Annotated in this window: 16 protein-coding genes; 13 read left to right on the forward strand and 3 right to left on the reverse strand. The window is 39.9% G+C overall.

What is annotated here, in order from left to right:
- Window positions 1–69: 69 nt before the first annotated feature.
- Window positions 70–2565 carry a penicillin-binding protein 1A gene (locus tag J7338_RS05455; RefSeq protein ID WP_210796110.1) on the reverse strand — a complete coding sequence of 832 codons (2496 nt, stop codon included), beginning with the start codon at window positions 2563–2565 and terminating at the stop codon, window positions 70–72.
- Window positions 2566–2697: 132 nt separating this feature from the next.
- On the opposite strand from J7338_RS05455, the gene J7338_RS05460 reads away from it, so the two are divergent.
- The 9 genes from J7338_RS05460 to J7338_RS05500 all read left to right on the forward strand — a co-directional run bounded on the left by J7338_RS05460 (window position 2698) and on the right by J7338_RS05500 (window position 11572).
- Window positions 2698–3777 (forward strand): pilus assembly protein PilM, encoded by a 1080-nt coding sequence (locus J7338_RS05460; protein ID WP_210796111.1) that lies wholly within the window; start codon window positions 2698–2700, stop codon window positions 3775–3777.
- Window positions 3765–4328: a PilN domain-containing protein gene (locus tag J7338_RS05465; RefSeq protein ID WP_210796112.1), complete on the forward strand. Its 564-nt coding sequence runs from the start codon at window positions 3765–3767 to the stop codon at window positions 4326–4328. Before J7338_RS05460 ends, J7338_RS05465 begins: the two co-directional genes overlap by 13 nt.
- Entirely contained in the window at window positions 4328–4948 is a 621-nt protein-coding gene (locus J7338_RS05470; protein WP_210796113.1) for a type IV pilus inner membrane component PilO, read from the forward strand. Before J7338_RS05465 ends, J7338_RS05470 begins: the two co-directional genes overlap by 1 nt.
- On the forward strand, window positions 4945–5481 hold the full coding sequence (locus J7338_RS05475) for a pilus assembly protein PilP (protein WP_210796114.1): 537 nt from the start codon (window positions 4945–4947) through the stop codon (window positions 5479–5481). The genes J7338_RS05470 and J7338_RS05475 overlap by 4 nt, the downstream gene beginning before the upstream one ends.
- The gene (locus J7338_RS05480) at window positions 5468–7552 is read left to right on the forward strand and encodes a type IV pilus secretin PilQ (RefSeq protein ID WP_210796115.1); all 2085 of its coding nucleotides are present in this window, start codon (window positions 5468–5470) and stop codon (window positions 7550–7552) included. The genes J7338_RS05475 and J7338_RS05480 overlap by 14 nt, the downstream gene beginning before the upstream one ends.
- 184 nt (window positions 7553–7736) lie before the next feature.
- On the forward strand, window positions 7737–8255 hold the full coding sequence (aroK, locus tag J7338_RS05485) for a shikimate kinase AroK (protein WP_008466255.1): 519 nt from the start codon (window positions 7737–7739) through the stop codon (window positions 8253–8255).
- 25 nt (window positions 8256–8280) lie between these two features.
- The gene (gene aroB / locus J7338_RS05490; RefSeq protein WP_210796116.1) at window positions 8281–9351 is read left to right on the forward strand and encodes a 3-dehydroquinate synthase; all 1071 of its coding nucleotides are present in this window, start codon (window positions 8281–8283) and stop codon (window positions 9349–9351) included.
- Window positions 9351–10667, forward strand: coding sequence for an AAA family ATPase (locus J7338_RS05495; RefSeq protein ID WP_210796117.1), 1317 nt, complete (start codon window positions 9351–9353; stop codon window positions 10665–10667). The genes aroB and J7338_RS05495 overlap by 1 nt, the downstream gene beginning before the upstream one ends.
- A 53-nt stretch (window positions 10668–10720) precedes the next feature.
- Complete coding sequence (locus J7338_RS05500) at window positions 10721–11572, forward strand: Dam family site-specific DNA-(adenine-N6)-methyltransferase (RefSeq protein ID WP_210796118.1); 852 nt, start codon at window positions 10721–10723, stop codon at window positions 11570–11572.
- Here the strand turns inward: J7338_RS05500 and J7338_RS05505 are convergent.
- A complete protein-coding gene (locus J7338_RS05505) occupies window positions 11535–11720 on the reverse strand; it encodes a DUF2970 domain-containing protein (RefSeq protein ID WP_210796119.1) in 186 nt (61 codons plus the stop codon). The two genes, J7338_RS05500 and J7338_RS05505, sit on opposite strands and share 38 nt — an antisense overlap.
- A 4-nt stretch (window positions 11721–11724) precedes the next feature.
- A complete protein-coding gene (locus J7338_RS05510) occupies window positions 11725–12018 on the reverse strand; it encodes a hypothetical protein (protein ID WP_210796120.1) in 294 nt (97 codons plus the stop codon).
- Window positions 12019–12302: 284 nt separating this feature from the next.
- Here J7338_RS05510 and rpe point away from each other — a divergent pair, with 284 nt between their 5' ends.
- From rpe to J7338_RS05530, 4 genes are all read left to right on the forward strand, one after another.
- The gene (gene rpe, locus J7338_RS05515; protein ID WP_182717700.1) at window positions 12303–12986 is read left to right on the forward strand and encodes a ribulose-phosphate 3-epimerase; all 684 of its coding nucleotides are present in this window, start codon (window positions 12303–12305) and stop codon (window positions 12984–12986) included.
- Window positions 12986–13651: an HAD-IA family hydrolase gene (locus J7338_RS05520; RefSeq protein WP_210796121.1), complete on the forward strand. Its 666-nt coding sequence runs from the start codon at window positions 12986–12988 to the stop codon at window positions 13649–13651. The genes rpe and J7338_RS05520 overlap by 1 nt, the downstream gene beginning before the upstream one ends.
- A gap of 50 nt (window positions 13652–13701) precedes the next feature.
- Window positions 13702–14706, forward strand: coding sequence for a tryptophan--tRNA ligase (trpS, locus tag J7338_RS05525; RefSeq protein ID WP_210796122.1), 1005 nt, complete (start codon window positions 13702–13704; stop codon window positions 14704–14706).
- A gap of 406 nt (window positions 14707–15112) precedes the next feature.
- Complete coding sequence (locus J7338_RS05530) at window positions 15113–15478, forward strand: hypothetical protein (protein WP_210796123.1); 366 nt, start codon at window positions 15113–15115, stop codon at window positions 15476–15478.
- The last annotated feature ends 106 nt before the right edge of the window (window positions 15479–15584 follow it).

Consider the following 15584-nt stretch of genomic DNA (forward strand, 5'->3'; position numbering starts at 1 on the left):
TAAAATGAAAAAAGCGCCGATTGGCGCTTTTTTTATGTAGCAGCGATTTTATATCGCGACATAGTAATATTAAAACAGCTCTTCTTCTGTTTTGGTTTCTTCTTCAAACACGTTTTCTACATGCTGCATCACATACTTAGTAGGCGAGGTGCCTTTTTCAAAGTATTCAAAGCGACTGGTGTAATCGTTCTTTTGACTCAAGAGCCCTGTTGCTAAATCTATTCGTACCGACACTAATCCTTCAGGTGGCTCGATTGGCGCTTCTGGTTTATCTTTGAGTGCTACTCGCATAAAGTCAATCCATGCTGGTTGAGCTGTTTTAGCACCAGATTCTGCACCAGAGATCTGGGTATTATCCATGTTGTTATTATACGTCGAGCGACCAAGCGGGTTACCTGGATTATCAAATCCAACCCAGACCGAGGTCATAACATTGCGGTTAAAGCCGCTAAACCAAGTATCGACAGAGTCATTAGTAGTACCCGTTTTACCGGAAAGATCGCGGCGCTTTAATACTTGAGCACGCCAACCAGTGCCACTCCAACCGGTTTTATGCGTCCAACTACCGCCTCCCCAAATAGCGCTATTCATCGCATCAGCTATCAAAAACGCATTTTGTTTGGATATGATGCGCGGTGCACAATGATTTGCTGCTTGGCTGGCATTTAATCCAGTTGTGGACTCAAATTGAGTCATTGTTAGCTGAGGAGTAACAGGATCACAGGCTAATAATGGTTCTGCTTTAAATAACACATTACCTGCTGAATCTTGAATTTCATTAATGAAGTATGGCGTGATCAAGTGACCGCCGTTGGCAAAGGTACTCATACCACGAGCAAGCTCTAAAGGAGTAATTGACGCACTACCTAAAGCTAGCGATTCACTGCGATTGATATCATTATTTTGAAAGCCAAACTTTAATAGGTGGTCAGCTGTGCGCTGTAAGCCAACGCCGCGCAGCAAGCGCACCGAAATAACGTTTTTCGATTGTGCTAAAGCACGACGTATACGGATTGGGCCGTTATATACCGCAGGACTGTTCTTTGGTCGCCATGCAACCCCTAAGCTCTTGTCCCATTGATTAATTGGCGCATCATTTAAAATAGACGCTAAGGTATAGCCATTATTCAGTGCCGCAGAGTAAATAAATGGCTTAATGTTAGAGCCTACCTGACGCTTTGCTTGCACGGCTCGGTTATATTGGCTTTGTTCAAAGCTATAACCGCCAACAATTGCTTTAATGCGACCATCATTCGGATCCAGCGATACTAATGCGCTTGACGCTTCGGGTAACTGGCTGAGTAGATAGCTACCATCGTCATTTTTACGTAGCCAAACTTGCTCTCCTGGATTGAGTATGTCGGCAGCGGTTTTTGGTGGGAAACCTTGGCGGTAGCGCGTAATGTATTTACGTGCCCACTTTAGGTTATCCCAATTAAGGTCGGCTTGCTCACCATTTTTTAATAATACAGTGGCGTTTTGCTCACCGACTTCAAGTACGGCAGCTGCTAATAATGGACCAATTTCTTTTATTGGCTTTAACTTTTCTAAAATTTTGCTATAACTTAAAGCTGTTTGCGTTTCAAAGTCCCACAGTTGCTGCTCTGGGCCACGATAGCCATGGCGCATGTCGTATGCATGTAGATTATTAACGAGTGCAGTTTGCGCTGCGGCTTGTACGTCAGATTCAACACTGGTGTAAACTTTAAAGCCGGTATTATAGGCTTTTTCGTAGCCATAACGAGCGACCATTTCTGCACGCACCATTTCAGATATATAAGGCGCATATAAGTCTATTTCGGCACCATGAAATTTTGCCGTAATTGGTTCTTGAGAGCTCTGGGTGTAGTCTTCTTGAGAGATATAACCTTCATCGAGCATACGTCTTAGTACCACATTACGGCGTGCCTTGGCGCGAACAGGATTTCTGATCGGATTTAAAGCAGATGGCGCTTTTGGTAAGCCTGCAATCATTGCCATTTGCGCTAAAGTTAACTCGTTTAGTTGCTTACCATAATAAACTTGTGCGGCGGCCCCGATACCAAAAGCACGGTTGCCTAACTCTATTTTATTTAGGTATAAAGCGAGTATTTCATTCTTGCTAAGTAAGTTCTCAATGTGTAATGCAATGAAGATCTCTTTTACTTTACGAATATAAGCCTTTTCGCGTGTTAAAAAGAAGTTACGAGCAAGTTGCATTGTTATAGTGCTTGCGCCTTGCTTTTTCTCACCAGTTGAAATTAATACGAGCGCTGAACGTAAAATACCTATAGGATCTATGCCTATGTGGTCATAAAAACGGTTATCTTCAGTGGCTAAAATAGCATTTATGAGTGGTTGTGGGATCTCTTCTATAGTCACCGGAATGCGGCGTTTTTCACCGAACTGATTGATTAATAAACCATCTTTAGAAAAGACTTGCATAGGAGTTTGTAATTGCACGTCTTTTAAAACTTGCACACTGGGGATATCAGATCTAACGTAATAATAAAGGCTTACTAAGGTAATGAGCCCTAAAAACACGCAAATGATAAAAAATTGTAAAGTTCGTTTCAATAAAATCACTTATATTTTCCCTAAATGGACTCCCAATTAGAATCGGAGACTGCTAGTATATATTGATTAAAAAATGAATAGTATTTTTTCATATAAAAATTATAACTTGTTTATTCTTAAAACAAAGGCCAAGTTGCGAACATGCTAAGTCAACTATTGAATAAGTCTTCATCGATGATGGTAGGGATCGATATCGGTTCACACGCTATAAAAGCGGTGTTACTTAATGAAACGGACAGTGGCTATAGGCTCGAAGCGCTTGCAATTGAGCCAATGCCAAAAGGTACTATGGCTGAGCGCAGTATTCAAGATATTGAGGCGATTGGTAATATTGTTACTAAATTAAAGCGTAAGTTACCTAAGTCAATTCGCTCGGCGGCAGTGGCAGTATCAGGACAAACCGTCATTACAAAAGTAATTTTTATGGATGTCACGCTCACTGACGCAGAGCTTGAGTCGCAAATAGAAATCGAAGCTGACAGCCTTATTCCTTACCCATTAGATGAAGTTAGCTTAGACTTTGAAAAGCTTAGTACCAACGAAGCCGATCCTTCTAAAATGAATGTGTTACTTTCAGCTGCGCGTACCGAAAGTGTTGAAGCCCGAGTTGGTGCATTAGAATCGGCTGGCTTAACCACAAAAGTGGTTGATGTCGAAAGCTATGCCCTAAGTCGCGCAATGGAAGTGTATTATCAACAATTACCAAGCGATGCATTTAATAAGTGTGTGGCAGTGGTCGATATTGGTGCGGTACTTATGTTAGTAAGTGTGGTGCTTAGTGGTGAAACGATTTATACCCGGGACCAAGTATTTGGTGGCGATCAATACACCAACAGCATCGTGGCTTATTACAATAAAAGTTTTGATGAAGCTGAAATAGGCAAAACCACTGGCGATCTTCCGCCTAACTATACGTTTGAAGTTTTGGCACCGTTTCAAACTTCATTATTGCAGCAAGTGCGCCGCGCAGTACAGATGTTTTTAACCACCAGCGGCAAAGATCAAATAGATTATATCGTGCTTACCGGGGGCACAGCGATGATTGATGGCCTCGATAGACTGCTAATTGAAGAGCTAGGTATTCATACCATAGTAGCTGAGCCTTTTGAAAATATGGATATTTCCCACCATGTCGATCGTAATGTGTTACAGCGTCATCGTACTCAATTTGCAATAGCGACAGGTTTGGCATTAAGGAGTTTTTCATCATGCCACATATAAATCTACTACCGTGGCGTGAACAGCAACGAAAACAATCGCAGAATAAATTCGTCACTATTTTATTTTTCGTGGTGCTTGGTAGTTTTATCAGCATGTATTTATTGAGTAGCTATTACGGTAGTTTACGAGACGGCCAAAATATTAAAAATAATTACCTTTTAGCTGAAATTGGCCAATTAGATAAACGTATTAGTGAAATACGTGAATTAGACAAAAAGAAAGAAAACTTGCAGCAACGTATGCGCTTAATTGAAGAGTTGCAAAGTAGTCGTAATTTAGGTACGCAAATTATGGATGAAGTTGCCAAAGTTGTCCCAACGGGTGTTTATCTAACTAAGTTAGAGCGCCGTGGTAGTGCAATTCATGTGGTTGGTCGTAGCGAATCAAATAATTATTTGTCAAACATGTTGCGCCAAGTACAAAACTCCTATCTGCTCGAAAAGCCGATAATGCAAGGTATTATTGCAGGGGAGAAATCGTCTCGTTTATTGAGTGATTTTAATATGGAGTTTTATGTAAAACCCTTTGATAAGATCGGTGAGGTTAAATAATGAGCCTTGATATCAAAGCGTTAACAGAGATTGAATGGAACGAAATTGAACTTGAAAATATTGGCGACTGGCCAATAGTGGTAAAGATGATTTGCTGCACTTTTGTGGCTGCTTTAGTGTTGTTTTTTAGTTATAGCTTATTGGTTTCAGCCGAAATCGATAGCTACCACAGTGCGGTTAGTAAAGAAGTTGAGTTACGCAGTACCTATCGAGTGAAATATGCAGTGGCCAGTAATCTAGAAATTTACCGTCAACAAATGGTTGAAATGGAAGAAAAGTTTTCTTTATTACTAAAACGCTTACCGACTTCAAACGAAACGCCAGGCTTACTTGATGATTTATCTTATGTGGGTACAACCAGTGGCTTAACATTCCTTAAAATTGGCTGGTTACCAGAGGTGGAAAAAGAGTTTTATACCGAGTTACCGATTAAAATTGAAGTAATAGGTAGCTACCATGAGTTTGGTGACTTTGTTGACAAAGTGGCGCAGCTTCCTCGTATTGTAAGTTTGCATGACTTTTCAATTAATAGTTCAGATTCAGGCAAACTGACCTTTAGCGTTGTTGCCAAAACTTACCGCTATGAAGGTGGTGTGAAGAAAGCAGGGGCTAAAAAATGAAAAAACTAGCCTTGCTTTTACTCTGTAGTATTTTGGTGAGCGCATGTAACGATGATACTTCTGAGCAAAAAGAATTTATTGATCAGGTAAAAGCCAGCACTACGCCTAAGGTCGAGGGCATTCCAAAACTGACCCAATTTGAGCACTTTGGATATAGTGCACAACAACTGCGTAGTCCTTTTGTTGCGCCGCAACCGGAAATTATTCAAAATAATATGATCCAAGTTAAAAATTGCTTACACCCTGATCCTGATCGTACGCGGGAAGTATTAGAGAAATATCCATTGGATAACCTAACAATGAAGGGCACGCTAGGGTCTGCCAGTAAAACATGGGCACTAATTAAAGCCGCAGATAATACTTTACACCGAGTCACTGTAGGTAATCATATTGGTTTGTATCATGGTGTTGTACAAAATGTTAAAAGTGATTATATAGAATTGTTAGAATTAATACCCGATGGGTCTGGTTGTTGGAAAGAGCGGCTGACAAAGCTGGAAATGTTAGAGACGGGATCCAATGGCACTAGTTAAAAATAAAAAAGGTAAAATTAAAATGCATAAGGGAGTATCTTGGAGTAATCGTATTCATCAGGCTTTGTTTGTTATTATTGCCCTTTTTATCACACAATCAGCAATGGCTACCCCGCTATTGTATGACGTTCGTTATAGCCCGTTAATAGCTGGAGAAACACAGTTACAGCTGGTATTTGATGAAGAACTGAGTACCGAACCAAAAGTTCAGGTATTTAATAACCCAGCCCGTATTGAAATGCGCTTTAATGCCGCTGGTGTTGATCAAGGTTTGAGTGAAGTCCAAATTAACCAAGCGGGTATTGAAAAAGTTAATAGTATAGCTGTTGATGGTAACTTGATTGTTACTGTTCATTTAGAGCGTTTAAAAATTTACCAAACAACGGTTAATAATAATCTTGTTTCATTGCACGTCTCAGATAATCCTATCACGTCACAAGAAGATGATAATACAGTTAAAAAAGTGACTGGTAATTACATTAACTCAATCCAGTCTATTGATTTTCGCCGAGGTGAAAAAGGCGAAGCGCGAGTCTTAGTCTTTTTACAAGACACTCAAGCTGCAATTGATGTGCATGAAAGTGGCGGAAAAATTATTGCTGAACTTCATCACACCGATATTTTAGATGACTTATTGTATGAGCTAGATGTGCTTGATTTTGGTACAGTGGTGAGCTCAATTGAGACATTTAAAGCAAATAATATGAGTAGGGTAGTGATAACCCCTAATGCCGCGTTTAAATTCACTTATCAACAAATTGAAAATATTCTTACACTTACAGTTGAAAAAGATGATTCGCAACGTTCATATTTAGAAGGTGGTAAAGAGTATCAAGGTCGGCCTATGACCTTAAATTTTCAAGACATCTCAGTGCGTGCCGTATTGCAAATTATTGCCGGCTATAATGATTTCAACCTAGTAACTAGTGACTCAGTCAGTGGCAACATAACCCTTCGTTTAGATGGGGTGCCTTGGGATCAAGCGCTTGACGTAGTGTTACGTGTTAAAGGTTTAGACAAGCGTATGGATGGCTCTATATTAATGGTGGCACCATCTGAAGAGCTGGCCGCCCGCGAAGCGAAAGATTTAAAGGCCAAACAACAAGTTGAAGACTTAGAGCCGCTTTACAGCGAATACATTCGTTTAAACTATGCTAAAGCGGAAGAGTTTGCTGATCTACTAAAAACCGATACTAACAGTATCATTAGTGCTCGCGGCAGTGTATCCGTTGATAAACGTACCAATACTTTGCTAATTAAAGACACAGCTAAAAGCATTGCAAGTGTTCGCCGTATGGTCGAAACTTTGGATATCGCAGTCAGACAAGTCATTATTGAGGCACGTATGGTCACTGTACGTGATAACGTAAAAGAAGATTTAGGAGTAAGGTGGGGGTTTAGTGATCAACAAGGCACAGATGGTATTTCAGGAACTTTAAAAGGTGCTAATACGATTTCTAACGGGAAAATCCCAGATATTTCAGATCGCCTTAATGTCAACCTGCCTATCACAGGTGCTGCTGGTAGCATCGGTATGCACGTTGCTAAATTAGCAAATGGCACATTACTTGATTTAGAGCTAACCGCGCTTGAAGAAGAAAATCGTGGTGAAATTATCGCAAGTCCGCGTATTACTACTGCCAACCAGAAAAAAGCACGTATTGAACAAGGTACTGAAATACCGTATGTTGAATCAGCTTCAAGCGGTGCTACAACGGTTAGCTTTAAAAAGGCAGTATTGAGTCTTGAGGTAACACCACATATCACCCCAGATAATAAAGTTATCTTGGATTTAATCATTACCCAAGATACCCGAGGTGATACGGTACAAACTGGAACTGGTCCTGCAGTTGCAATTGATACCCAAGAAATTCAAACCCAAGTATTGGTTGAGAATGGTCAAACCGTGGTACTTGGTGGTATATTCCAGCAGCAAATCATTAACTCAGTTAAAAAAGTACCATTATTAGGTGATATTCCATACCTAGGAGTGCTGTTTAGAAGCACAAGTGAGTTTAATGAAAAGAAAGAATTGCTGATTTTCGTTACTCCGAAAATCCAAATAGAGTAATTTGCACTGATTTATTCTTACACAATGGGCAATTATTGACTTTAATTGCTCGTTAATTGGCTTTTTGTTCTAATTGACTTGAAATACCCAATCAATTACTGAGATAATCCCCTCCTTAATTTTGGGGCCAGGTCGTTAGGCGGGGTTTTATTTCAAATTTTAGAGTTCGTTTGTACTAAAAGATATGGCTGAAAAACGTAATATATTTCTAGTTGGCCCTATGGGGGCTGGCAAAAGCACAATTGGTCGTCACATTGCAGATCAATTGCACCTTGAATTTGTCGATTCTGATCAAGAAATCGAACGCCGTACCGGTGCAGATATTGCCTGGGTGTTCGATCTTGAAGGTGAAGAAGGCTTTCGACTTCGTGAAGAATCTGTCATTGGCGATCTAACAGAAATGCAAGGTATTGTACTTGCAACTGGTGGTGGTTCAGTGATGAGTAAAGAAGTTCGAAACAAGCTTTCGGCTCGTGGTATTGTTGTATACCTAGAGACACCTATCGAAAAGCAAGTTGCACGCACGCAGCGCGACAAGCGTCGCCCATTACTGCAAACAGAAGAAGCACCTCGTGATGTATTAGAGCGCTTAGCTGAAGAACGCGAACCGCTGTATAAAGAAGTAGCTGATTTTGTTGTACGCACTGATGAGCAAAGCGCTAAAGTTGTCGCTAATCAAATCATCGAGAAATTAGATTTTTAAATACCAATAAGAAAGGATACTAGCGATGCTTGAATTAACAGTTAATTTAGACGAGCGAAGTTATCCTATTTATATTGGTCAATCTGTTCTTCAACAGACTGAGAGGCTGCGTCATCATATTGGTGATTGTCGACCTATCATTATCACTAATGACACCATTGCACCTTTATACCTAAGCGATGCAATGGCGTTATTAGCTGATTTAAATCCGCTAAGTTTTATTATTCCTGATGGTGAGCAATATAAATCACTGGAGTGGTTTGAGAAAATCTCGGCATTTTTACTTGAAAACAATTGCGGCAGAGATACTTGCTTAATCGCCCTTGGTGGCGGTGTGGTTGGTGATCTGACTGGTTTTGTTGCGGCCTGCTATCAACGCGGAGTACCGTTTATTCAAGTACCCACTACCTTATTATCGCAAGTTGATTCATCAGTTGGCGGTAAAACGGCGGTTAACCATCCTTTGGGTAAAAACATGATTGGGGCTTTTTATCAGCCGCAAGCTGTGTTTATTGATACACAATCATTGCATACACTTCCTACTCGTGAATTTGCAGCCGGTATGGCTGAAGTCATTAAATATGGCTTAATTTACGACACAGAATTATTTACTTTTCTTGAAAACAATACCGCGCAATTGCAGGCCTTGGATGAAGAAACCATTCAGCATGTGATTTTTCGTTGTTGTGAAATTAAAGCACTGATTGTCGCTCAGGATGAAAAAGAAGCAGGACTACGAGCGTTACTTAATTTAGGCCATACCTTTGCACATGCTATCGAAGCGCAAATGGGGTACGGTCAATGGCTACATGGTGAAGCTGTTGCCACTGGCATGGTATTGGCAGCACGGCTAGCTCATACTCGTGGTGATTTAAGTGCACAAGAAGTTGCAAGGATCGTTACCTTAATAGCGCAATATAATTTGCCTAGTGAGATCCCCGATATCATGACTGCTGAACATTTCCTTCATCATATGCGTAAAGATAAAAAGAATAAAAAAGGCACGATCCGGTTTATTCTTCCTACAGTGTTTGGTCAATGCGCATTGGTTGATGACGTCTCAGATCAACAGGTCCGAAATTTAATAGGGCGCTAATGCAATCGCAAATCTTACCTAGCCGTGCGGCTTTGGTTGATCGGATTGCCCTACAGTTTGAATATGGGCAAAATTTAATTGTCTTACTGGGTCCTTCTGGACTTGGTAAAAGTTATCTTCTCGAAACCTTCATTACTGATAAATATAGTGATTTTAATAAGTCATTTGTGCAGCTTAGTGCGCGTATGAGTGATATGCAATTGATGAGTGAGTTACTGGAACAAAGTTTCCGCTCGCCGTTAATTGATCATAACCTAAGCTTGTCAGAGAATTTTTACCAACTAGCTAAACAGCAAAACTGTGGTCCATGTTTATGGGTGTTAGATGGTGGACGGCATTTATCTGAAGAAATGGTCGAAGAGTTAACAACGCTTGCCAAGCATAGTCCTACTACTTTATATGTCTTACTGGCATCGCAATCAGTAGGGCAATTTAAAAGCGCTGTTGAAATTCATCTCGAAGCACTTTCAATAGTAGAAAGTAAACAGTTGATGAAACGCTATTTTAATGATTTACCTTATGATGAAGACCCGGTATTTCAAACCTTTTTGCGCGAAGCACACGGTAATCCGAGTTTATTGTTAGCGTGGCAACCAACACAGCATACAGCTAAGGTTGTAGTCACTGATAAAGTATCTTGGCGAGTACATTTAATAACGCTGCTAGTGATTATTATGTTACTCATCATTGGCTTTTTATATAAATCTGATATGACCCGCTGGTGGCATGATTTTTATCAGCCACAAGCAGAACCACCAGTTGTGACAGCAATCGCAGTCGATACTTTAAAGCAAGCAGCACCTGCGGTGGCAACAGATTCGTCAGCAGTAGAACGCACTGAAGCTCAACTAGAACAGGTTAAGCAGGCAGATGAAAACCCTACCCAGAAAGAGAATAATGTCGCTGCAATATTAGATAGTTTGGCGCCAGCCGCTGAGCCTGAAGATGTTACAACGAGTTTAGCTGATGCTGTTATTGAGCCTGAAGTGAGCAGCGAAGCGGACGTTATTCTGCCCGTTGATAATCGCTGGTATCTACAACAGCCAGACAGCAAGCTCGTGATCCAATTATTAGCGGTAACTCAACAAACAATTGCTGAACAGTATGTGTTTGAACAAAGGTTACAACCACTAGCTAAGGTCTATCAGACGCGACGTAATGCTAAGATGTGGTGGGTGGTAACCTATGGCAGCTATGATAATTTAAATGCTGCTCGCGAAGTGCTAGCAAGCCTACCTGAAGCGGTGCGTAAAAATCAGCCGTTTTATAAAAAAATCAGTAAAATAAAACAAGAAATCGCGTTACTAGATCAGTAAATTTACACTGTTTAGTGTAAAATCGCGGCACACTAGTTTGAAGTAAAGAGCCGATGCAGAAAAAGACCAGAGCCTTCCTTAAATGGGCTGGCGGAAAATACAGCTTAGTTGAAGATATTAGTGCACGCTTAAATGAAGCGAGCAAACACGCTGATACCTTAGTTGAACCGTTTGTTGGTGCTGGCTCGGTATTCTTAAATACAAATTTTAAAAATTATATTCTTAATGATATTAATGCTGATCTCATTAACCTGTATAACGAATTAAAAAACTCACCAGATGAATTCATTTGCGATGCTAAAAAGCTGTTTGTTGATTTAAACAACCAGCCTGACGCATATTATGATTATCGCGTACAGTTTAATCAAAGTAATGACATCTACGAGCGAGCGGTTTTATTCTTATATATGAATCGTCACGGCTACAACGGTTTATGCCGCTATAACCTGAAAGGAATTTTTAATGTTCCGTTCGGTAAATATAAACGTCCGTATTTTCCTGAAAAAGAAATGTACTTTTTTGCCGAAAAAGCACAACAAGCCACATTTACTTGTTTAGGTTATGACGATGTATTTAAATTAGTACCCGATAACGCAGTGATCTATTGTGATCCACCTTATGTGCCTTTGAGTAAAACGGCGTCGTTTACCTCTTATGCTAAGGGGGGCTTTAATTTAGATGATCAGGCGAATCTAGCTAATTTAGCTGAGCAAGCGGCATTTGAAAACAAAACACCGGTATTGATCTCCAATCATGACACTGTATGGACGCGTAAAATATATAGCCAAGCAACGTTAGCTGAAATTCAAGTTAAGCGGACGATTAGCCCAAAAGGTGGTTCGCGTAATAAAGTCAATGAATTGATGGCTATGTACTTAGCACCCAAGTCACCACGCCATAGATAGCGGTTACAAAAAATATAAATAAAATAATAGCGATGATGATGATATTGGTAGGCGAGTGTTGTTTAAAGTCAGCGTCACGCTTGTGTTCAGATTGCACGCCAAAAAATGCCGCAATAACACTTTGTATAGCGCTGATCAGTTGCCGCATTTGATTAGAACCTAGGGCCAAGTGAACGCGCTTTTTGTGGTTCGTCTGAGCTGGTTAATAATTCAAGTAAATCTAAATAATGAAATTGTGCACTGCGACTACCACCAGTGAGCCATGACATCCAACTTGATTCTTGTTCGACCCTCATGCATTGCACTGCATTATTAATTGTTAAATGGCCTGAGCTACATTCGCAATCATTAGCTGTAATAAGTGCATCATCACTTTTTGAAAAATAGCTGATTGTACCGATAGTTATAGCAACCGCAGTTAAGATCCCGATTTTAAAAGCACGCATTTTACTAAGTCCATAATAGTGTTACTCACTAGAGCATACATAAAAAATGCTCAAATAACAAACTTAATTTATCCTTAACAAATATAAAAAATTAATAAAATTAAAAGGTTAAGGTAAAAATAATGTTTATATTTAACTGTTTAAAATATAACCGTTGCAAAACTTCAAATAGAGTTAAAGCTTTAATTAACTGGGATTCTTGGGGAATAGCTTGATTTAGGTTACATTATGGCAATTAACGGCCCTGCTATTTTGCGCATTTTTAATATCACTAAGGATTGTTTATGTTAGAAACACTACAAAAGTACCTTATCGCCCCGTCTATTTTATCTGCTGATTTTGCCCGTTTGGGCGAAGATGTTGAGCGTGTTTTAGCTTCTGGTGCAGATGTAGTTCATTTTGATGTGATGGATAATCACTATGTGCCAAACTTAACAATTGGGCCTATGGTGTGCAAAGCGCTGCGTGATTATGGTATTACTGCGCCTATTGATGTGCATTTAATGGTTAAACCGGTCGATAGTTTAATACCGCAATTTGCTGATGCTGGCGCTTCAATCATTACTTTTCATCCCGAAGCGAGTGAACATATTGATCGCACTTTACAGCTGATCAAAGATCATGGTTGCCAAGCTGGTTTAGTCTTTAACCCTGCGACGAGTTTAAGCTATTTAGAACATGTGATTGATAAGCTTGATGTAATTTTACTCATGTCGGTTAATCCAGGTTTTGGCGGTCAAAGTTTTATTCCTCATACTTTGGAAAAACTACGCCAAGCACGGAAAATAATTGATGATTCAGGTCGTGCTATTCGTTTAGAAGTAGATGGTGGTATTAAAGTCGATAATATTGCGGCGGCGGCTCAAGCCGGAGCTGACATGTTTGTTGCCGGCTCTGCTATTTTTAATCAGCCAGATTACCAACAAGTAATTGAACAAATGCGTGCTCAGTTAGAGGGTGTAAAATAATGAAGTATGAAGCCGCTTTATTTGATCTTGATGGTACTTTAGTTGATAGTGTTTATGATTTATATATAGCGATGAATCTGACTTTATCTGATTTAGCTTTTCCAATTGTAAGTCAGGGGTTGGTACAAAGCTGGGTTGGTAACGGCATTGAAATGCTGGTTAAGCGAGGCCTCAGTGGCGACATGAAAGTCAGTGAACACCTAGATCCAGCATTAGCAGATAAAGCAATTGCGCTTTTTTATGGTCATTATGAGCAACAAGTAGGTGAATACAGTGTGCTTTATCAACACGTAGAAACAGGCCTTGCGGCGTTACGTGGTATACCAAAAGCGTTGATCACTAACAAAGCCCGTTGCTTTACTGAAAAGCTACTTGATAAGCTCGCTTTAAGAAGTCATTTTGAGGTGATAGTGTGTGGTGATGACATGGCCAAAAAGCCTTCACCAGAGCCTCTTTTATTTGCTTGTCAGCAATTAAATGTACCAGTGAGTCAAGCAATTATGATTGGTGACTCAAAAAGTGATATCTTAGCGGCGCAAGCGGCACATATAGACGTACTTGCCGTTAATTATGGTTATAACCAAGGTGAAAATCTTGCTGATTTGAATCCACAGTACCTCTGTGAGAATTTCTTAGATATAATACCTGTTCTTACCCAGCGTTAAGCGATTTTTTAATTTTAGCATTTTTTATTTTTGTAATATAAAGGAACATCATGAGTAAACCAGTAGTGTTAAGTGGCATGCAGCCAACCGGTGGAATGACAATAGGCAACTATGTTGGCGCTATTAACCAGTGGGTAAAGCTACAGGAAGAGTATGATAGTCACTTTATGTTAGCTGATTTGCACGCGATTACGTTACGCCAAGATCCAGAGCTTTTAAAAAACCGTGTATTAGATGGCATAGCTTTGTATGTTGCATGTGGTATTGATCCAGACAAAGCTGCTTTATTTGTGCAGTCGCAAGTGCCTGAACATGCACAGCTAGGTTGGGTATTAAACTGTTATGCGCAAATGGGCGAGCTTAACCGCATGACCCAGTTTAAAGATAAGTCAGCAAAGAACACCAGCAACGTAAACGTTGGTTTGTTTGCTTATCCGGTATTACAAGCAGCTGATATTTTACTTTATCAAGCGGCGCAAGTACCTGTAGGTGATGATCAAAAGCAGCACCTTGAACTAACACGCGATATCGCAACGCGCTTTAATAACTTATATGGTGAAGTTTTCACGATCCCAGAACCTTACATTCCAGAGTTTGGTGCGCGCGTAATGAGCCTGCAAGATCCACTGAAAAAAATGTCTAAATCAGATGAAAACCCAAATGGTTTTATCATGATGTTAGACGAACCAAAAAAGATCGAGAAAAAGCTTAAAAAAGCAGTAACCGACTCAGACGAGCAAGCGCGTATTTATTTTGATCGCACTGAAAAACCAGGTGTATCAAACTTACTAACACTTATGTCTGTTGCAACCAAGCGCTCAATTGAAGAGTTAGTGCCTGAATACGAAGACAAAATGTATGGCCATCTGAAAAAAGACACCGCTGACGCAGTAGTAAGCATGATCGAGCCAATCCAAGCGCGCTATAAAGAGATCCGAGAAGATCAAGCATTGCTCAACAACATCATGAAAACCGGTGCTGAAAAAGCCAGCGCACGTGCAGAGGTAACCTTAAAGTCTGTTTACAACGCGTTAGGATTTATTCCACGTCCGTAACGCTTGCTAATAACTAACCATATAAAGCCAGATGGCTCCAACTACAACGGAATATCTGGCTTTTTTGTAACTGCTATATACCGATTACAGCTCAATGAAGAGCAGCTTTTAAAACTTAGGCTATGTGTAGGCAATCAATTTTTTGTTGTTTTAATGCTCTAAATTCTGTTCAATAGAAAAGTAATAGATATTGAGCAGTGCAGGGGTTGCTTAGATACAACAAGCACACAATTACATTTGTTTGATTAGTTTATACTAAAAAGACTTTCCATAAATTTAAAACCCTTAGCATAAACGACAGCAACTCTGACAGATCGAGCAGATAGCGCCTCGGTCAACGAGCGACACTAAAATATAAACTGCGTGTTGCATAAAAACTAAAATGTTATATTTAAGGATAAAAAAATTGGGTCTTGGCGGGTGGGATGATGCAATACTAAAAAGCCTCTTATATGTGGGACTAGGTATTGCTATTTACGCTTTATTTAATAGTTTTACATCATCATCAGAGAGCGATACTTTAGGCTTTGTTGTTACGTTATTGCTATACATCGGTGTGTATTTGCTTATTTCTATTGTTGGATGGTTAGTAATTGGATTCCCTCTCCATTTTGTAATCAGCAAATATACTAATGGTTCTTATTTATACTACGCTGCTTTGCCAAGTGTATTTGTTATACCGTGCTTGTTTTATGAAGGTTCGTTGTTGTTTGGTCTCGCAGCATTATTTCAAGCTTTAATATTTCGTTTTTTCGTTTACAAAAAAGCCTAATCAGATAGCCGGAGGTCACTAATCTCCAGAGTCTATATCACCCATCAAGTACTTTTTATTAACGGGGAGTGCAATGGGCGGTTCATCTTCCGTAATAAATATTTAT

It is taken from the genome of Pseudoalteromonas ostreae, from assembly GCF_018069805.1.
Taxonomy (GTDB): Bacteria; Pseudomonadota; Gammaproteobacteria; order Enterobacterales; family Alteromonadaceae; genus Pseudoalteromonas; species Pseudoalteromonas ostreae.